The organism is Providencia sp. PROV269, assembly GCF_028477785.1.
In the GTDB taxonomy this organism is placed as follows: domain Bacteria; phylum Pseudomonadota; class Gammaproteobacteria; order Enterobacterales; family Enterobacteriaceae; genus Providencia; species Providencia rettgeri.
Genome location: NZ_JAMPLV010000018.1, coordinates 135252 through 154871, shown reverse-complemented (window position 1 = coordinate 154871; position 19620 = coordinate 135252). Strand labels below are relative to the sequence as shown.

The following is a 19620-nucleotide window of genomic DNA, read 5'->3' as shown; positions in this document are numbered from 1 at the left end:
GCAAGTTGTCGTTCTTCTTGCCTACCTAGCTCTATACCTTGCTGTAATCCTTCTTGACGACCTTTATCTTGTAAGCGTTGTGCAATATTCACAATAACCTCCTGATGTTTATCTGCCTGTTCACTCAATTGCTGGACAATATGTTCAAAGTTGGGGGAGTCCAGTGCAATGAACAGGTAATTGAGGATAGTGACGATGTCGTTATCATCATTATACTGTTGATTGAGTGCTTGTGCCAATAAGGGGATAATCGTGTCAAATTCATCCCGCAAATATTTGTGCTTCATCGCCAGCTCCATCACAGCCACCTTGCGATGATTAACTAGTTCGTTATCATCAATCACCGTCACATCAACCAACGGGAACGGCTGGGTATATAATTCATTAGCCATATCCGGTAATGGAAAACAATCGGTCCACAATTGAGAATAGGGGTAGGGTGAACGACCACCGTGATAAAACAGTACCGGCACGACTAACGGTAACGTTTTATGCCCTTGCTGAAGATGTTGGTTCATGGCTAAGAAAGCATAGTGCATGAGTCTCCAGGCCATGAGTTTATCGGGCGTGGACTGGTGCTCGACGAGAAGGTAGATATACCCTTCACCTTCCGTTGTTTGCACCGAATAAAGCACATCGGATAATCGAGAGCGTAGCTGTTTATCGATAAACGAGGAATTTGTCAGTGCCAATGTGCTGAAATCACACAACGCTTTGATGTGCTCAGGCAGGTGAATGTCAAAAAAGTCCTTTGCGCTATCAATCTGCGTCATAAACCCTTTAAAAGCCGCATCATGTGCCGTCGGCGTATGCTTAGGTTTCATTATTCGGTTACTCACTCCTCACTAAAGAATGTGCATCATAACGCAGAATTAATTTTCTGTCTGTTTTTCGGATTTCAATGTTCACGTGAAGTCTAATTTGCATTTTCGTCCACACTCTCCGTGCATTTAGTGACTTTATTTCAATGAATTAGCGAAATCATGGACGATAAATAAAAAATTAAATGCGTTTTAGCCCAAGTCATTGTCTTTCCTCTTATCGATAAAAACAGGAAAACGAGGGACGCCAACTACAACGGTAATAAATGATAGCGCGGTAAAGAGTCATCAAATTCGCCCTGAAGATGGTGTTGTTTGATGACTTCACTAAATTGTGCTTTATCACCCAGCACCCAAAAATCCACCGAGCTAACCTGTATCCCCTCATCACTAAACCCCACGGTTAAAGCCGATTGCGTGACATAGAAGGAGGGGATCGCGGTGACTATCGGCTTTTTCTTTATCAATTTTTGCCAACGCTCATCACTGATAACCACACTATCCCATCCCAAATCTTTGAGTATCTCAGTCGCGTAAGTTAAGCGAAAAAAATCACTTTGGCTGGCTATATCACAACAACACGAACGCCATAAATATTCTAACCGTGATTTTAATTTTGAGGTCATTAACCGTTGTTAGCCAAGGTGGATGAGCCATTCAAAATCAGGGACGATGCAGCGGTGAAACCGTTTTTGTTTCAGGGCCGTTTGTAACCAGCGAAGCAGGAAAAGATTTTCGGACTGGGCATTTCGGGCGGTTTTTCCATTCCACTCCGCCAGTTTGAGCGCGACTAAAGCGGCAAACGCTAACTTACCTAACCAAAGATTTTTTTCTTCAACAGAAATCGGGGAATGAATTGTTTTTGTCATGCGGATCGTGATTGTTGTTTAGCGAGTCTTTGTATGCGTTTTAACGTATCAGCGACATCCGATTCCGTGACAGTCCCGTTCGGTTGACCGTCTTTATCATAGCGTACCGCACCAGGCATAATCGTCGTGCGGTATTTGACACTATGGCTAATGGCCGCAAGGCTGCGTTTTAGCTTTTTGTACGAAATCGGCAATTCACGCACCTTTTTATCCGCCAACAAGGCTTCACGTGTACCTACCGCCATCGGCCGAAGTTGTCCATTGGGAAAGAGTTGTGGCCAATATTCTGCGAGATTCGCGATAGCTTCCTCTAAGGGGAGATGTTTTTTTGGCGGCGTGGACGGAATAACTTTTTTTTCTAACGGGATGACAACTGCTTTCTGTTTTTTCGCAGGCGGAGTTGTCATTTTTTTAGGAGGCTGGGTTGCCGCTGTTTTGGCGGGTTTATGGAGTTTACGCGGTGTATTGACCACCACCTGTTTACGGCGACGCTGAATAACCAGTTCGGTACTTTCCGACTCTTTTTCTATCGTCGGACGTTTTAACGTCAGTGTTTTGCGTTCCATTCCAACCTCACACCGAAATCGTGTTTATCATCAATGCATTAATAGCAGATTATCATGAAATTTCACTAAAATCACCCGCCCGAAGGGCTGTAGACGGCAAAAAGTGTTTCAGAAAACAGTATGAGGTCAGGGCCGTCGAGACCCGCGTCAGCGGTTACGTGCTGTTTAATGCCCAATCCGGCCCCTGTCCTGGATGAGCCGACTGAAATTAACACCTCTATTTTGTTTATTTGACTCTTTAAAAAACGCAGTGAGACGGACGAGAGGCAACGCCTCGATGAACGGCTGTAGCTGCGCGTTAAGGTGGCCGTAGGCCAGCTTTACGGGGGCAATGGCACGATGCTGACACCGTATTCTGAGCGACAGCCATTTATGGCTTGTAAGCGAAGGCTTTATTGGGTTTATCTCTTTAGAGTGTGCGGCTTGAAAAAACAGAGCCGCAACTCCTTTTATTAAAAAGGACGTTTAGTTCAGAACCTAAAAACGAATTTAATCTTAAAACCCCAAACGGATTCGAAGTTAATTGCAGAGAATAAACCCATTCGAAGTTAATGGGGCAAATATCCAACGAAAATAGTCAAGGTGTCATCGTCGAGATGAATAGAGAGGTTGGATCACCGAATTTTCTGTTTAAAAAATACGCTATCCAGATTTAGAGCGAACGAAACCACCGCCAGTCAAGGCGGTAAATTTAGGGGGGATGAATTAGGAGTCGGGTAAGTGTTCCAGATAATGCAGGTAAATAGCCTGCCCTTGAACACTCGGATACAAGGCTTTCATTTTCTGCTCAAAGGCCATGACGGCCGCAATAGGCTGTGTCACCTTCCAGGCTTCAAAGCGACGCCAAGCGGCATGTTCAGCGCTTTCTGGCGCTTCCAAACTTTTGGCTAACGCTTTCTTTTCCTTCAATACCTTGGCTAAATGTTTTTTCTCTTGTTTCAGGGCTTCATCTTCACCAATCACCAACGTTTTGAGTTTGTTGAGTAAATTGCGAAGCTTGTGTTTGTTATCGAGGGAGGCAACATTCGCACGCGCGAGGCGCAATACATGCTGCACGTACCGTTTTTGATAACTCTCTTTTAGCCCTTGCTTTTCCATCCAACGACTGAAACTGGCCACCACGTCACGCAATTCCTGTTTCGAAAAGCCAAGGCCGTGAAAAAACTCTGGACGTATCCAAATCCGCATCGCTTTGTATTGCTTCGCCTCAATATCAAAATCGCGATCAATGATAATCAGGTTGGCTTGTTCCCAATCGCGCAAAGCATGGAGGATGGGGTCATAACTTTTACGACCACTGTCATAGCGATACAGTTGGCCACACAACTCCGCCAACTTCTCGACTGAACACATCACTTCAAACAACGTGTCACTTTCGGGGTTGTAATCCGCATAGGCGATCATGGCCATCGCTAACGCATCAAAGGTTTCCCGGCGCTCAGAACGCACCGATATCCGCTGCTTTCGGCTGTAGCGCAGTTGGTAAATATGGGGATTGCGGTTCCAATCGTGACGCTTTAATGCGGCCGCAAAGCGACGCACAGGCACTAATTTCGGTAATTGCCCTAAAAATTTTGGCGCATAATGCCGATGAATTTTACCGATGGAACAAGGAACTGCAGGAATTGAGATCCCATTAGACATGTCTCTCCGCACTTATGTTGTACGGAAGGAGTTGAATTTTTTTGCGCATAATTCTATACTCCCCGCTAGGAGTTCAACATTCCACCTAGCGGAATTGCTCTGATGACCCCTGATAATCTTTCCTCGACCCGCCAAGATTGAAGAAGATTACAGGGGTTTTCTATTTAGGTTCACAGCACATGTTTGTGTGTTACATCCCATCTTTTGCCACCTTTCGGCGTGGCTACCACAAAATTCACATCAATTGTCGGCTAATTTAGCACTCTATACGCATTCAAGCAACGTCTTCACGATATAGACGCGATTTATTCACAAAATTTGTAATAAAACTTGAGGTTCGACGCGAGAGAAAACTAAAAGAAACTGGCGGAAATCGCCGACAATGCGGGTTAAAACTAAAATAACAGGGCGCTAGTCACCAAATTCACGGTCTCGGGATTTTTCCATCACCATTTCACGTTCTTGTTGGCGCAAAACGTCTCGTTGTTGTTGCTGATGTTCACGCTCAAGCTGAACGGCCTTTTCAATGACTCGCTCTTTCGCCTCCATTAAGTCATGTTCCCCTTTCAGCAAGCTATCACGCTCTTGCGCCATCACATGCCGCAGTTCGTCCTCACTCAGTTCTGGCACTTTAGGCTCGCTGTTTGCTTGCTGACGTAGGGCAGCTTCAGCCTCTTTTAAGGCTTTATCAATCGCCTGTTCCTCGGGGGTTTGCAGGTTTTTCGGGTCACCGTCCGCTTTATCGGTTTGCGTGGCATTTGGGTTTGCATAGGCGTTATCCACTTCCCCTTGCGTGATTTTCTCAATCATGGCCGTGTGTAAACGTTCATCGGGATTGAGCTGCACCACCACACCCTGCTCGGGTTGCTGTGCCATCGTCTCAAAAGCGGATTCTAGACTGTTCACAATCACGGTTTGCCCGTTTTGACTGGGTTTCACAACAATAAATTGTGCCTGCTCGCTCCCCAGTAAACGCCCTTCAGCGCGAAGCCCCTGCAATTTATCCCCGTCGAGTTCAATGGCTTGTAATACCGTACCTTGGGCTTTGCCGTGTTCATTAAAAGCAGGCCACGCGACATGCGGTTCGGGGTGCTTGGTGGACGGGTAAACAAATTTTCCTTCGTGTGACTCCCCCAACCCCATTTGGCGGCTTAATGCGCGACCAATCGCCGTATCATTAAGGGGTTTCGCATGGTCAAACAGTTGATTACCCACTTTAGCGACGCGGTCTTGTTCAGCCAACAACACATCGTGGGCGGTCTTCCGATCCCCTGGATTCTCAATGGCTTTTGTCCATTTATCCAAGTCATCACTGTAGGTTTGCACGTGCGCTTTAGTCCGAGATAAAGCCACATACGCATCCCGCAAGGTGGCCAGCATACGTCGTCCTGACTCGACACCCCCAAGGACAATCACATACAGGCTACTTGCCCCTTGCGCTTTGTGTGCTGTGCCCGCATAACCGTAATCCAGATGTTGGTCTGTTAATTCGCTATTCGGGTCAAGCACGCGAGATTCATCGCCCTTGGTAATGGTAATGTGCCCGTGGTCATTCACTTCGCTAACCGTCCAGTCACTGTTCATCACGCGTCCGCGCTCTTTGTCTGTGCGAGTAAAGTTGATTTTTTCACCTGCGGCGATATGACGGGTTTCTTGGCGGTAAATACCGATATCTCGCAAGCTACTTTCAAAAGCCGAGAGTAAATGCCCTTTGCCGTGTTCATCAACCAGGGTCACAACTCCATCACTGACGCCCTCTCGGGTCACTTCAATCCGATAGTACTGCTCTTGGATGAGCGCTATTTTGCCAGCATGTTTTGCCAGTCCTGCCGTTGATAGCAAAGATTCTGTGCGCGTACTTTCACGCACCAATATCGGGACGTCTTTTCCCCCTTGTAATTGTCCTTGCTCGACTAAGATTTGATGAATACCGCGATTAAGCTCATCTTTATCGCGGTTGGTTTGCACCACAATCAGTGTCTCTTTTTGGGCTTCAGCCGTTCGCCCGCGATAGTCATCGAAAATATGTGTGATGACCTTGTCGCCTGAATTTATCACTGACTGTTCGGGTAATTCTGTCCCTGCTCGACGGGGAACCACACCCGGTGTTACGCTGTTCATCGTATCCATCGCTGTTTGAATATTACCGGCTATGATGGCTTCAATGGCAGGACGAAGCTCGGGTCTTTGTCGCACAATTTCGTTCACAACCGCAGTCGTCAGCGTTGAACGGTCTTGCGCGAGGGAAAACGGTGTACCACTGTCCACCGACAATAGCTGCGCCCTATCCCCTGAAATAGGCGCTCGCCCGCCACCTCGGCCAATCACGTCTAATACCTCAGTCATAATTTTGTTACCGACCATCGAACCTTCGTCGACTAAAAAGAGGGTGTTTTTAAAATCCAGTACCTCCCCTTGCTGTTGGCGTTGGTTCGCATCCATCAAAAAGGCATGCAAGGTTTGCGCTTTTACGTCGACTGCCGCCATTTCGCCGACAGCTCTGTGCGTGGGTGCAAGGCCTATCACTTCCGGTCGCTGCGCCGCAGGGAGTGTGTCCAGAGCCTTAAGAACGGCTTTCAGCTGGGTCGTTTTCCCCACCCCGGCATAGCCTTGTATACCAACAAATTGGTCACGCGTGGTTAAAATCAATGTGGTCGCTGCCTTTTGCCCCTCAGTTAACCCCGCTAGTACGACATCGGGTACAGATTCCATTAGCGGGTTTTGCGTCCCTTTACCCGCTAAAATGGTGGTCAGGATTTGCTTTTCCATCTCCCACGTACTGGCGGTCACGTAATGTTGTTGGGCTGCCCCTTTACCACTGGTCACGGGGATGATGGCTTTTTGGGCGACTAAACGGTCAAAGGCTTTCCCCAGCGATTGACTGTCCAGCGAGTTGTGTAATGGTAACGCTTTGGCAATCGCATCGATGCGCGAGAAAAAAACCTGACTCTCTTGCGCTAACGCCATGCCTTGTTGCAGGGCTTTTTCGGGCTTAGACAATAACGCTTCCGTGGCTTTATCGGCCGCTTGTTCAATGGCTTTGCCGTCTAATCCTTCAACCCCCGCTAACTGTCGCGCTTGCTGATAGACAGGCGAACGCGATAAACGACGTTCAGTTTCCATCTTATCCAGTGGCGTATACACGGTAATATGTTCACCACTGCGTGCAGCCGTATTAAGTAAAGTGGGCTGTGTATCACGTGCAGACGCGGCCAATAACACCGTGCCCGTATCATTAACCTGTTGCCCTGGCGCGGTAACATAACCGTAGTCCGCTTTTACGCCATCCCGCACATCAATACGGTGCGTCTTTCCGTTGAAATTGACCATAATGGCGTTTGACATAAATCCCGATACCGTGATCCTGTCACGTGCGGAGAGTTTGTTCTGCTTCGCCAATATCGTTAACTGCTCACCTTGAGCAATGTCCATCGTTTGACGCTGATACGCACTCCACTGACCATCAAACTGTTGAGGTTTCATCACCTGTTTTTGCCCTTGGCTGTCAAGCAAGGTGACGGAACGGGTTTCAGGTGTCACTCGGTCAATAGTGTAGCGTTCAACCTCTTTTCTATCCGCATTCCAACGCTCCATCACCATGCCTTCACGGTAACTGTCGATTTGCTTGCGCGAATGGCTATCGAGCCACACGGGTTTAAGCTGGGTCACCGTCACCTTTTTTTCACTGAGCATGCCGCGCTCGGTGAGCGTTTGGCGAATGGTGTCAGTAACGATTTTTTGCTCCCGAACGCCACTGACCTGCGCAACCACGGGTTTCATGTCGCTGTGCAGCTGTGCATACTCCGCCGCCAGTGCCGCATAACGATGATTTTTATCGGGAATGTGTGCCGTTTTCACCGTCAAGACAGCGGAAGACTCGCCCTGAAAGCGTGGCACCCCCGCATCTTGCAAGGTGGCTAACACGTTCCCCGTGCCTTTACGCCCGCCACTGTCCATCATGAGCACTTGCACATTGGCAGATTGGGCGCTTTCAAGTAAGGATAAGGCCGATTTCAATGACAGTTTTTCGGCATTGGCAACTACTAAGGTACTGTTGGGTTTAAGCAGTTGACCATCACCTAGGGTCATTTTTGGCACAGTGGCAAAACGATTATCATTGGCAAACGCTTTACCACTGGTCGCATCGAGCGTCATTACCGCCACGTCACGCCCTTGTGATTGCGCCATCGTGACACCGTCTAATACCCCGTCTCGCTGCGCTTTACCGAGTCCTTGACTGGCGATAATCGCAATATTGGGTAAGGTGTCCGCCACTTTTTCCATCACTGGGCTGAGGGTTTCTGTCCGCGCCTGAAAACTGACCGTGCGGTTATGTTGCTTCATGTCAGTGGCAATTTGTTGCAGCTTAAGCTCGTCCATTAAATGAATAGACGAGGTAAACAGCCCTTTTTTCTCATCCAGTGGGATAAGTTGACGCTGTTCAATCGCCACATCAATCGCTTCACGCACCTGCGCTACCATGCCTGCACGGGCTTCCAATCCCCCAAGCGTTTTAGCCAATACTTGGCTGTAGGTCATACTAAGCTGCTTATCACTGAGTAACGCAATCGCATCAGTGACAGCACGGGTAATATCGGGCTGTATCTCCCGAGAGGTATCCCCCATCTCCCCTTTAGCAAGGCGCTGCTCCGCTTCGGCATAAAATGCTTTACGTTCTTCAGAGCCAAAACCATTTTTCTCCAAACGGTCAAACCAGTCGGTCAACAACTCACTTTTTTCAGGGGTAGTTTTCGCTTGACGGGTATCAAGGGCTGCCACATCACGGGATTTCAGTGAGGCTTCATGCCCGACGGCATCCATGATTTGGTAATGTCGCTGCGAAAAAGGCACAACCGGCACACCCACAATCTCCCATAATCCATTCTTGCCTGTTTCATGGGTTTGCATGCCAAAGCTTTCTACACGCTCACGTAAAGCATGGCGGTAAATTTGCCCTAATGACACTTGTAAGGCATAAACCGCTTCACTGAAGCCGCTTTTTTGTTGTGTATCACTGGATAAGGTGCGCCACTCGCCATTGTGTTCGGTCACGTTCATCACCAGCGCATGGGTATGGACTAAGGGGTCGTGCTCGCGAGACGTATCATGGTTAAATGCCGCAACAACCAGACTTTTGGTCATTTCAAGTGAGGTTTTGCCGTCAACCATCACTCGCGTTGACGCGAGGCTCTCCACCTCTTTCAGGGCGACCTCGACCGCATGATTATGCGCGTCAATCATGCGCTTATCACCCAGCACTAGCCCTAATACAGAAACACTCTTAGGCGCGGAAAAGGTTAAATCATGCCCTTCACGGTGCACATTTTTACCGTTTTCCATGCGTTCAAGACTTTGCCCATTGGGTAAACGCCCCTCCAGGATTTCACCAAGTTGCTCTTTGGTGACCTCCCCCTCTAATCCCAGTGATTTAGCCCCTTCCCCCATCCAGCGAGCTTCAAGGTTGCCGAGAAAATAATAATTGTCTTCATGGGTATAATAATTTGCCGCATTATTGGCAATCGGTGCAACAGTCAGCATCACCATTTCTCCCAATTAGGATCATCATGTTCAAACTCTTGTGAAGAACTCGAATGATTTGCATGAGGATCACCCAAAATTTCCTTTTCTTCTTGCCGCATGCGTGTATAGCTGTCATACAGGTCTTGTGGGTTTTCTTCGTGCTCTGAGGTCGCCCCCAACACTTCACCCGTATCGGTGTTGACGCGCAAATTATCAACAACCACTTCTCGCCCCCCTTGGCTTTCCGTTAGGTTTTCGGATGATGCGGTTCCCGTTGCTATCTGACTGTTTTTGGACGTCGTTGAATTCGGTGTTGGTTGAACGATAGGTTGAGGTTGAGCAACGTCTGTAACGGTATTATTAGGTGTGGTCTCAACAGGCAATTCAATCGGCTGACCGCTTATCAAGCTATCAATGACCTGGTTGACACCGTCAGGGATAGCACCCATTTTTAATCGCTCGTTAATTTCAGCTTCAATCTCTTGGTCTAAGCTGTCATTAATCGCACGAGCCGTGAATTCGGCCGCAACGGGTTTGATTTTTTCGTAGCGCATTGCATGTTTAACAACAGGATATTGGCCGGGTAAGGTGATATAACACGTCAAATCCGGTAGCGATTGCACATCGGAGTAGTTAACTAAATCGCTGTCTTCTTGCTGTTTATTAAACGAAACCCCATCACGTACTGTCTCTTTACCGTAACTGTATTGCTCACTGAACCGTTTGATCCGTTCTTGCCCGAGCTGGTCACGTACCCACTTCGCCACATTTTCATCCGGTGAACGAAAGAAAAAACGGGTATTGAGTAAATCCATCATCGCATCGGCATAATCTCGGCCGTAGGTATAGTCCAGCTGCGGTTTATTTTGAAAACCAAGCGTGAAACATCCGCCAAACTTACGGGCTTCAGACAATACTTGCGGTAATTCAGGGAGTTTATGCAGTGAGGCTAATTCATCGTAGATAAACCACACACGACGCTCCGGATTTTCCCCCATCTCCAGCAAACAGTTGGCGGCCTGTGCTAACCACATGGAAATTAACGGTTTTAAGGATTCATGTTGACGGGCATTACTGGTGATCCACAACCAGCCGTGACGCGCCTTTTTCTCATTGACAGTTTTCATCCATTCACGGATCGCAAATGGCGCTTTACCGTTGCGCTCAATCCCCTGCAAGTAGCGTAATGCTTTGACGTAGTTAGTCAGAACACCGCGGATTGAAATCGCGGTTTTTTCAACTTTCTCTTCTATCAAGTTACTGGCTTCCGTCCCCGCCACATAAGCACGTAACGTTTTGAGGTCAATGGCCAATAAAGTCCGTAATAACTTGTTATAACTGCGTTTATCATCAGAGCCGAGTTTAGCCGACACGGCGGTAAAGATAGTGCGCGCCGAGCCTGTCCAAAACGGGTCTTCTGACGTACTTTGGGGAATAAGCGTATTCGCCATGCTGTCAAAATCGGGTGTTGTGAGACACTCTCGCCACAAATCCCAATTTTCACAACGTTCGTCTAATGGATTGAGCAATTTATCGATGTTTTCGTTATAGTGCTTTTTGACCAAAGAACAGCCCTTATCGAATACAATCACCATATCGCCTCGCTGCCGTAATTGAATAAGCAGCTTATTCATCGCATTGGATTTTCCTGACCCTGGTGTACCGTGCATCAACATGTTTTGCACTTCACTGTTGAGTTTTAACGGGAGCCCATCAAAGGTAATCGGGGAGGCTTCACGGCGAGCATGAAGCATATTACGGACAAGCTTAATATCTTCAGTTAATGTCCGTCCTCCAATCACATCGTCTTTGGCTTGACGCTGACCTAAACGATGCAAAAAACGGTAAATAACAAAGGCGAGAATGCCGACAAACACGGAGGCCCACACAAAAGAGAGCCAGAGTTCTTGTAGAAAGATATCGCCTGCATACATCATGTAGGGATCATTTAAAATATTGGCCGACGTAAATCGAAAGAGTTGGCCATCAAAATGCACATCATAAAGAGGCGGAACTCGATATAAGGCTTTCTCGCCCGCTGATGTGAAATACAGCCACCAATACAGACCGCCATTTTTAATTTCTTGTAGAGGGACTTTTAAATAAAAAATTAAGGGTAATAGAATTAAATAAAAATTAACGAGCCAAAACGAAATCCGTTTATTTACCTGCATGAACATGCCGAGCATATAGCTAAAGACTTGTCCACCCTGTGTAATATGCTTGGTTGAACTCATAATAAGATCACTCTGTCAAATAAAGAGAATATAGGGAAGCTAGCACCCTAAATATGAGATATAAGAAAGGGGTTATTTTTTAATACTGAGTGATTTTTCTAACGATTTTATTTTATCATGTGTCACAACCGCACAAAATGTAATCGCATATTCACGATCACGACCATTCAGAAAAGCGGGTAAATTCAATTTTGGTAAAAAACGTTTTAATTTCATCAGTTCTTCTGTTATTTGACGACCCGTCGACTCCGAGATTTGGTGGTAACTTAAATAAATGGGTAGGTTTTGTTCCGTTGTATTATTGGGGTGTTTATCACCGACAATATAATCACTGCACTCTAAAATAAAATCAGTGTATTTTGGAATATATGTATCATTATTATTTAATGCCGATAAACAAGAAGCATAAGAAAGTAAAAATAATGACAAAGCGATCCCCACTTTATTCAGTGTTGATTTATTCATGACAACCTCAAATTAGTATTCGATATAAAACGTAGGTAGGGTTTTAAAAAACGTCGTTATCTTAAGCGAGAGCACTCTTGGCGCTCGATACAATTAACACAATGCCCCACACGGGGTAAGGCGATTCTGCGTGCAAGCAGAATATTCTCGCCGCACTCAACACAAACTTTTGCACTTTTTCCTTGATACGAGACAGACTATTCCCCTTAAAAATTACTATTTATTGGAATAGACCTCTCATAAATTATGCGTGTTAGGATTAAAAAATAAATATATAACTAGTCATTTACTATCATAAGTATCCATAGCTGATCGATATCTGAGCTATCTTTATCTATTGCAACAGGTATAATGGATAAAGACCATTGTTCCTGGCCTTCTACATTGCATATAAATTCATTATAAAAGTAATTCTTTTTAATATATGAGTGTAATGTCTCACTTTGATATCTATATGTAGTGCCTTGCTTTTGATAGTTAATATATGAATCATTGAAATACTTAAATTCATTAAAAACAGCATATAACGCCATATTATTAACTTCTTTGTTAGCCTTCATCTCTGACTCAAAAACAGTGCTACCATTATATTTTATCATTGTCCATTCCCCCCCATTTTCTTTACATAATCTCTGCACGTTTATAGAAGGTGCTTTTACCTGTTCCTCAACATAAAGAGCAGGACTATAAAGAAAATATTTTCGAGATGCCCCTCTCCCCGTAAATATATTATATTTTTTATCATGGATATTATAGAATCGTTGATCAGATAAAAAATCACTTACATGCTTACCCTTATACTTAGCCATGTCTGATTCTGAGACTTCTGTTGTTATACATCCTTGCAAAATTATACAAAATAAAAATAACATCATTTTTTTTACATGCGTCACTAGCTTCCCTCTACTATCGATGATAAGAACCATAAGCATTCCCGCCAACGTCAAAACCACTATTCGCCATAGGTAAACCCGAGGATGGATTATATCCATTTGAATCAGAATAGTTACTTTTTAATCTATAGTGATGAAAATTAAATGAAAAATTATTAAACTTAATATCTTTCTTCAATTCTTTTATTATTTCATCTGTTTTCTGGTGATTAATTTTTTTACACAGGAAATTGTAAGTAAAGAAATATAGTAAAAAAGCAATATCATTTAATGTTAGTAATATGATTAATGTTCCAACATCATTACTTTTCTCCTCATAATATATACTAACAAATATACCCCCTATTATTAAAAATAAAGAAGATGCACCGAAATACCGTTTCAAGAACAATAGAAAACTACTGTTTTTATATAAAAAACAAATAGTAAAAAACAAAATAATATTCGTAACAAGGCTACTTATCAAAATGAGATTTCCATCATTATGGTATTTTAATAGAAATAAAATATTTATAGCAAAAACCATAAAAATCTTTATTAAAAGATATTTTTTCATACTTACACCACACTTAATCACTGTTCTTTTTATAATAATCATCTTGACTTATAAATCCATTAGAGTCTGGTGTTTTTTCTACTCGTCTAGTATCAGTAATTAATCCTGCATCCATTTGTTTTTCCCTTTCTTTTTCTATTTTAACTTCATGCTCTTGTATTTTTTCTTGATGATTTAATTTGAGTTCATCATGACGTTGTTGAATTTCCGATGATTCTTGGTATATTATTCCTTTTACTGTACCAATTTTACTTTGATATTCCTTTTCTTTTTCGGTGACTTTATGAGCAGTGTCATGTTTTATTCCCGCATTCTGACTGAGCGTATTAACATTCTGCACATGACCATCATATTCAGCCACTAAACTTCCTCCTGATGGGTTATTTTCTCCTGATGCCGTTTTATCCATTGCAACCACACCAGCCCTATTTTGCACATAATCATTTTTAACATTTGGAAGCAATCTGTCATTAATAAAATCTTTTGCTAATGCTTCACGTTCTCGTGCAATCGACAAATCACTCGTATTACTTAAAATTGCATCAACGCGACTTGGTGCGGCTTTCCGTACATAATTAGCAAACTCTTGGTCTAAGTTACTGTCAATCTGCGCGCTGTTATTCGTCACATAACTGGCCATATCACTGTACTCTTGGCTCTCCGTCGTACTACGAGAATATTGCTCATATTGGTTTTTGGCCGCGTTCAGCGTTGCACTGAGTTGACTAATTTCCGAGCTGGCTTCATTATCGTGACGATTTGTGCCGTCTGACAATTTACTGTTTTTCAGTAATTCAAGCCCTTCATGAAATTCCCGTGTCCGTTGAGCACTTTCTTCACTGCCCGCATCTTGATGACGTGAATCACGTTCTTGAGTACCACTATTTTTACTATCGGTATCTTTAGTATTTCCATCGATATATGCATTAGTTCCACCAAATGGGCCAAAACTAAATCCAGCCTCACCTTTACCTCCAATAGTTTTCGATTTATCGAAACTATTACTAATTAGCTTAGTGAGAGCATCTTCAGTCGTACTGTTATCCGCTTTTCGCTGAGAATCTACCGCGTTTTTAATTTTTCTGTAACCTTCGCTTTCATTACTACTGATGCCTGTATCCGTCATGGATGACACCGTTGCACTGTTACCAAAGTTTTTACTAAATTGTGCCATTTGATTGGTTGCCACATTGACCGAACTTTGGAAAGCACTCATTGATTGTGCTGCTGTTGCCTGTGCATTTTTCGCACTTTGCTGTAACGAACTCACCATCGCCTCACTGCCTTTAATGGAAACAGGTAAGCGAGACATGGCACCACTCGTATCCATAATTTCTTGACCACCACTGGTCACCGTATTCATGGCACCGCTGGCGAGTTGTCGTGTCATTTGGCCATCACGGAAACTCGAGTTGGTATCCCACTTATTGCCTGCCGCATTGTCGGTCTGCATATTATTAAACGCCCACGTTCCATCTGCCGCTTGCGATGAACTTGCTGAAGCTGAACTGTTAATGGACGTACCGAGATAGTTCCCAGCCTGTGCCACTGCTGGCCCTAAACCTTTCACTATCGCCATGGCTATAAACGGAATAGACAAGGTTAACCACCCCGCAATTAACCCGATATCACTGTGGATTTGCTGAATATGAGCCTGGTTCGCTAGGTTAAAGTCCAATCCATTGGTTTGCCCCCGCAAATAAAAACTCGTTGCATGGTTGAGTATGGCGAACATCGGTGCCCAGGATTGCAGATAAATAATCGACATGATGTAGTTAAATAACATGCGAGTCGTCAGTGCATGGACCGTCATCAGTAGAATAAAAATGGGGAACAATGCGACAATTAATGAAAACAAAATGGTATACAACAATGGGGTAAATGAGGTTCCTACCGTTGTTGATGTGGCCCATGAGAGCCGCATTTTGTTATACGATGATGTGGACGCTAAGTTGACTAAACTGGCCGTATCACCACTTTGCGCACTGTACCCGCCTATGCCTTGTTTAAGCGCATTCATCACTACGGAGTTTCGCATTAACTGACTGGCCGTTTCACTGCCTGAGTAGTAGTAATTGTAACTGTCCCCAAGCATGCCACTAAATAATACGTTCGCATCAGAGCGCCCACCAAAGATACGCCTGACCGTATAAGCCCACGTTTCGCCCCCCGTTTGAGTATCGGCCCCAATCGCAGGCATTAACACGCGTTTGGCCAAGTCTTCACATGTCCAAAATCCGGCGGGTTGTGCTTTTTTATTTCCCTCGGGAACCATGACGCCTCGTAAAGGGCTCGGCTTCTGGAAAATAAGAAGATACGGGTCTCGGGTATTCATCAGCTCTTGAAAGGAGTATTTGTGATTAATTAAGATATCGCCAATAACACAATTTTTAGTGTATAGGCTCATTAATTCAGCAATATCCCCATCTGTCGACATAACATCACTGACATTTCCCACCAAATTTGCCCCAAATAACATGCCTGTTTTACTGTAACTTAAAGAGTCTGGCATATGGAAAATGGACTCATACAGCTCCGTTAAACTCGTACCAATCGAGCTAATCATATGCGCAGGTGCAGCTAACCCGAGCGGGACATTATCGACAAGATAAACCCCCGTGGGGTCGGTTCGGTCTATTATCTGAACAGAACGCTTAGGCCCAAGGAGTACACTGGAAACCAAAATAATGTAAGCGGCAAACTTGATAACCTCCTTCGGGTCATGCCCTCGCAGGTACACCACAAAGAAGGAAGCAGCAGAAATCAGCAACGCAATGCGGAACATGGATTCCCACGATGAAGAGCCCACAATCGCCGCGACGCCATTGAAAACCTGCATCATGTATTCACCACCGCCCAAGACATAGACCGTATCGATAGACGCCATCTTCATCACCCTCCCTGATTTGATTTTTGTTCTGGAGTAAACATATTGAAATGATAATTACGCTGGTAACGCTCTTGGAGTTGACTGGACGTCTGCTGACGCAAGTAACTCATCTGCCGTTCCATTTCCATCAACACATTGGCTTTTACTTCAACCTGACGTTGTAAGTCTTCCAATTGACGGCTGGCCTCGGCGACATTTTTACGCAACACATCCAACGGCTGTTCGGGAAAGTTACGGTTTCCCAAGGCAATTTTGGCTTGGTCAATCAGCTCAAGCAGGTACTGAAGTAAAATGTCATACGCAATATAATCGGACAGTGCGGGCAAGATGGACACATTGATATTGAGTTGCATCGGGTCAACCAAATATTTCAAAATAGGCACCGACGTACTTTGGATAAATCCTTTCTCACCCAGGGTTAAGGCGATGTCATCTTTCAATTTGCCTTGAATTTGCTGAATGATTTTTTTAACCAATGAATTCAATCCATTGTCTTTACTGATAGTAATAGTTTTTTTCTTCAGCTGGAGACAACCGTTCACGGAGACACACCCTTCGATACTGATAGTGCCGCCGTACATTAATGCTTTAATTAATTCCTGGCGGTTCACTTTGGGAACAGTCGTGGTCACATCGCCATTGTCTTTGCCAAAAATCAACGTGCCAGTGAGGTTCATAATCAGCTCTTTGAGCTCGTTATCGCCATCCAACATTTTGTTGCTGTTAAGCACTTCCCACATCAGGTTTTTATTTTGGATGATTTGGTCTTTCATATTTTCAGGGGCACGATTAAACGCATCATTCATTTTCCCCCCGACGGTACAACCTTGACGGGACGCAGCCCAGTCCGCAAACATATTGGTTTGCCCTGCGATATCTTGGCAGATTTTTTGCGACTGGACGGTATTGGTTGGCCATAAACCGCCCACAATACCTTGTGCAGCTTGGCAGGAAGAAATATTCATACTGTTAATACCGGATATCATGTTTTGTAAGAAGTCTTTGGCAGATTTCAATTCGGGCACCGTGGTTTGCAACGCCAAATCAAAGAAATAACCGGTGGAGTTTTGCATTAACTGTTTTACAAACTGCTGAAGCTGCTCACCGTTGATATAAGAGAACGACCCCAAATACGCATCGATTCCCCCACACCCCGCATTGATATTTGGCGGGGTAAATGAGGCGATTTGCAGCTGTTTGACTTGATTGCGAATAAATAAGTTGCCGCCCGTGGCATAGCCTGCGGCCTGACCTTCCCATGCGCGGGCTTCGGTCGCATTCCCTTCAAACCCCAGTTTATTGAAAAAGTTATTCATGTCACCATTCACATTGGCAACCGCTACCGTGTGACTGAATAATGCCGAACACAGCGCGGCGATGAGTCTTTTACGCATGGAGTCCTCCTGATTGAATAGCAACATACCTACACGCTGAACAGACAGGGTTTATCCCACTATTCCGGTAAGGAATAGGGTTAATTAAATTATTCATTATGGGTAAACCTTATTGAGAGCCATCACCCGCAAGCTATTGCGTGTCGGCATTAAAAAGTAAAGTGAGATTAAAGGGAGATAACGAACGCAATAGCGTTATTCAATTGAAGAATGAGAACCAAACTCACTGATGAGCATTTTCTCGATAACCGCAAAGTCATGATTGATAGAAGGCCGCCAATAGCGATAATACCCTCGACGATGCCCACAAAGCCTCAGTGAAAAACACAATTGATAGGTATCATTAAATCTTCCCTCAATCATCCAGCCCCATTTAAGCTTGGGTAATAGAGATTCCATATCCTCCCGCAAAAGTCGTTCAAGACGCCCTGCGTGCTCCGTTGTAGACACAAACGCAATATAGGGTTTCCGATAATCAACGGGGTAACCATGCCCTTGGCATGAGGCATAGGTGCTAAAACCACATTGGTTGAAGGTTTTCACCAATAGCTCAATCCGCGTGTCTATGGTCTGATAATCCCGCTTTTTCATTTGGTTCGCTTCCTTTTCAAGAGATACAACTGAAACTCTGAATAACAGATATTCAATGTTGTGATGACTAGAATCGAAACGTTTTTGATTGCCATCCCCCAAAAACAATAGGGAACAACGTACATGACCACATTCCAAAGATCTTTAAACCTTAAGTGTTCATCCAGAACATCGGCATTATTAGGAAATACAAACACAAACTGCCATTGCATCAATATCCATAACGCAGTTCCCGCCGAGAGATAACCGATAAAATTAAGTAGACTGTTATGAAAACTTTGGTCTGTTAATTTTTGATGTCGCGTTTTCGATTCACTGGTTATTTCTGTTTTCATCCCTATACCTTTTTATTGTGTGGCTAACATTAAGTTGCTGTTAACACGGTTCATCACATCTTGCATATCGGTCAGCCCTTGCAAAAGGGGATAGGTTCTTAAGGTATTCACGTCCACCAAAAAAACGGTGGGCGTAATGACTTGTAACCCAGCCCCAAAAAAAGACTGCACAACCTCAGGAGGTGCAGGAATGGCATTCGGAAATGCCATATCCCCTTTCCCATCGAGGGTATACGGGAATACACTTAATCCCGTTTGTGCAGATAACAACGCAAGTTGTGGGTCAAATTGATGACAATACGGGCAACTCGACTGCATAAAGAGCACCAACGTATAATCATTCAAATTCACCACTTTGCCATTGGGTAACGAATACGGTTTGACTGGCGGTTTGGCAGGAACAATCGTTTCTGGCTTGAAAGTTTCAGTGCTCATGTTGGACTGGGCGTTCCCTCCCGTTTTATGAGATTCTAGCGCGGCAATTTCATCCATCACACTCGCCTGAGCCGCACTGAAACTAAACAGCAAAAAGGAAAAAAGTAACGCTCTCATGGGTGTTTCTCCTTATTTCCTCCGCCCTGAAAGGCTTGCCAGGCACGAACAGCCGCATACAAAAAGCCGGCCACACCCACCGCAGCCCCGACGGCAAAGATAAAGACCGTGCCCATATCTTGTACCCATTGAAGAGTTAACAGTAAATCGTCAGTGATACTGGCTTTACGCACCTTCAGTAACACTTCAATTAAGCCCCAAAACACCACGGCCGCTACCATGAGCGCAATGCCGACATACAATAACGCATTCTCAATTAATCGAGCTTTTAAGGTTCTTTCCATCAT

Annotated in this window: 16 protein-coding genes and 1 pseudogene; all 17 read right to left on the bottom strand. The window is 44.7% G+C overall.

Going from position 1 to position 19620, the window contains the following annotated elements; genetic code table 11:
* Nucleotides 1-824: Rpn family recombination-promoting nuclease/putative transposase (locus tag PR683_RS18635; protein ID WP_272581934.1), on the bottom strand; the 824-nt coding region annotated here is incomplete at its 3' end.
* 248 nt (nt 825-1072) lie between these two features.
* Nucleotides 1073-1447, bottom strand: coding sequence for a hypothetical protein (locus PR683_RS20345; RefSeq protein WP_306804323.1), 375 nt, complete (start codon nt 1445-1447; stop codon nt 1073-1075).
* A 9-nt stretch (nt 1448-1456) separates the two neighbouring features.
* Nucleotides 1457-1690, bottom strand: a complete 234-nt coding sequence (locus PR683_RS20340) for a DUF2913 family protein (RefSeq protein WP_306804324.1) — start codon at nt 1688-1690, stop codon at nt 1457-1459.
* Complete coding sequence (locus tag PR683_RS18625; RefSeq protein WP_228367783.1) at nt 1687-2256, bottom strand: ProQ/FINO family protein; 570 nt, start codon at nt 2254-2256, stop codon at nt 1687-1689. Before PR683_RS18625 ends, PR683_RS20340 begins: the two co-directional genes overlap by 4 nt.
* A 705-nt stretch (nt 2257-2961) precedes the next feature.
* On the bottom strand, nt 2962-3900 hold the full coding sequence (locus PR683_RS18620) for a RepA family replication protein (protein WP_228367782.1): 939 nt from the start codon (nt 3898-3900) through the stop codon (nt 2962-2964).
* A gap of 411 nt (nt 3901-4311) precedes the next feature.
* Nucleotides 4312-9438, bottom strand: coding sequence for a conjugative transfer relaxase/helicase TraI (gene traI / locus PR683_RS18615; RefSeq protein ID WP_228367781.1), 5127 nt, complete (start codon nt 9436-9438; stop codon nt 4312-4314).
* A complete protein-coding gene (traD, locus tag PR683_RS18610) occupies nt 9438-11657 on the bottom strand; it encodes a type IV conjugative transfer system coupling protein TraD (protein ID WP_228367780.1) in 2220 nt (739 codons plus the stop codon). Before traD ends, traI begins: the two co-directional genes overlap by 1 nt.
* A 72-nt stretch (nt 11658-11729) precedes the next feature.
* On the bottom strand, nt 11730-12122 hold the full coding sequence (locus PR683_RS18605) for a hypothetical protein (RefSeq protein WP_228367775.1): 393 nt from the start codon (nt 12120-12122) through the stop codon (nt 11730-11732).
* Between the two features lie 56 nt (nt 12123-12178).
* Nucleotides 12179-12283 (bottom strand): annotated as a pseudogene (locus tag PR683_RS18600) (hypothetical protein); the annotation flags it as partial.
* Between the two features lie 117 nt (nt 12284-12400).
* A complete protein-coding gene (locus PR683_RS18595; protein ID WP_228367779.1) occupies nt 12401-13048 on the bottom strand; it encodes a hypothetical protein in 648 nt (215 codons plus the stop codon).
* Nucleotides 13029-13571, bottom strand: a complete 543-nt coding sequence (locus tag PR683_RS18590; protein ID WP_228367773.1) for a hypothetical protein — start codon at nt 13569-13571, stop codon at nt 13029-13031. Before PR683_RS18590 ends, PR683_RS18595 begins: the two co-directional genes overlap by 20 nt.
* A 13-nt stretch (nt 13572-13584) precedes the next feature.
* Nucleotides 13585-16464 (bottom strand): conjugal transfer mating-pair stabilization protein TraG, encoded by a 2880-nt coding sequence (gene traG / locus PR683_RS18585; RefSeq protein ID WP_272581933.1) that lies wholly within the window; start codon nt 16462-16464, stop codon nt 13585-13587.
* Nucleotides 16464-17855, bottom strand: a complete 1392-nt coding sequence (gene traH / locus PR683_RS18580; protein WP_228367771.1) for a conjugal transfer pilus assembly protein TraH — start codon at nt 17853-17855, stop codon at nt 16464-16466. The genes traG and traH overlap by 1 nt, the downstream gene beginning before the upstream one ends.
* A gap of 195 nt (nt 17856-18050) precedes the next feature.
* Nucleotides 18051-18446, bottom strand: coding sequence for a hypothetical protein (locus PR683_RS18575; protein ID WP_228367770.1), 396 nt, complete (start codon nt 18444-18446; stop codon nt 18051-18053).
* Nucleotides 18443-18781 (bottom strand): hypothetical protein, encoded by a 339-nt coding sequence (locus PR683_RS18570; protein ID WP_228367769.1) that lies wholly within the window; start codon nt 18779-18781, stop codon nt 18443-18445. The genes PR683_RS18575 and PR683_RS18570 overlap by 4 nt, the downstream gene beginning before the upstream one ends.
* A gap of 12 nt (nt 18782-18793) precedes the next feature.
* Entirely contained in the window at nt 18794-19333 is a 540-nt protein-coding gene (gene trbB, locus PR683_RS18565) for a type-F conjugative transfer system pilin assembly thiol-disulfide isomerase TrbB (protein ID WP_228367768.1), read from the bottom strand.
* Nucleotides 19330-19620 (bottom strand): hypothetical protein, encoded by a 291-nt coding sequence (locus tag PR683_RS18560; RefSeq protein WP_094962763.1) that lies wholly within the window; start codon nt 19618-19620, stop codon nt 19330-19332. Before PR683_RS18560 ends, trbB begins: the two co-directional genes overlap by 4 nt.

Excerpts from the sequence above, each read along its gene's own strand:
- PR683_RS20345 (WP_306804323.1), bottom strand. The coding sequence starts at position 1,447 with ATGACCTCAAAATTAAAATCACGGTTAGAATATTTATGGCGTTCGTGT.
- PR683_RS20340 (WP_306804324.1), bottom strand. The coding sequence starts at position 1,690 with ATGACAAAAACAATTCATTCCCCGATTTCTGTTGAAGAAAAAAATCTT.
- PR683_RS18625 (WP_228367783.1), bottom strand. The coding sequence starts at position 2,256 with ATGGAACGCAAAACACTGACGTTAAAACGTCCGACGATAGAAAAAGAG.
- PR683_RS18620 (WP_228367782.1), bottom strand. The coding sequence starts at position 3,900 with ATGTCTAATGGGATCTCAATTCCTGCAGTTCCTTGTTCCATCGGTAAA.
- traI (WP_228367781.1), bottom strand. The coding sequence starts at position 9,438 with ATGCTGACTGTTGCACCGATTGCCAATAATGCGGCAAATTATTATACC.
- traD (WP_228367780.1), bottom strand. The coding sequence starts at position 11,657 with ATGAGTTCAACCAAGCATATTACACAGGGTGGACAAGTCTTTAGCTAT.
- PR683_RS18605 (WP_228367775.1), bottom strand. The coding sequence starts at position 12,122 with ATGAATAAATCAACACTGAATAAAGTGGGGATCGCTTTGTCATTATTT.
- PR683_RS18595 (WP_228367779.1), bottom strand. The coding sequence starts at position 13,048 with ATGGTTCTTATCATCGATAGTAGAGGGAAGCTAGTGACGCATGTAAAA.
- PR683_RS18590 (WP_228367773.1), bottom strand. The coding sequence starts at position 13,571 with ATGAAAAAATATCTTTTAATAAAGATTTTTATGGTTTTTGCTATAAAT.
- traG (WP_272581933.1), bottom strand. The coding sequence starts at position 16,464 with ATGAAGATGGCGTCTATCGATACGGTCTATGTCTTGGGCGGTGGTGAA.
- traH (WP_228367771.1), bottom strand. The coding sequence starts at position 17,855 with ATGCGTAAAAGACTCATCGCCGCGCTGTGTTCGGCATTATTCAGTCAC.
- PR683_RS18575 (WP_228367770.1), bottom strand. The coding sequence starts at position 18,446 with ATGAAAAAGCGGGATTATCAGACCATAGACACGCGGATTGAGCTATTG.
- PR683_RS18570 (WP_228367769.1), bottom strand. The coding sequence starts at position 18,781 with ATGAAAACAGAAATAACCAGTGAATCGAAAACGCGACATCAAAAATTA.
- trbB (WP_228367768.1), bottom strand. The coding sequence starts at position 19,333 with ATGAGAGCGTTACTTTTTTCCTTTTTGCTGTTTAGTTTCAGTGCGGCT.
- PR683_RS18560 (WP_094962763.1), bottom strand. The coding sequence starts at position 19,620 with ATGATGGAAAGAACCTTAAAAGCTCGATTAATTGAGAATGCGTTATTG.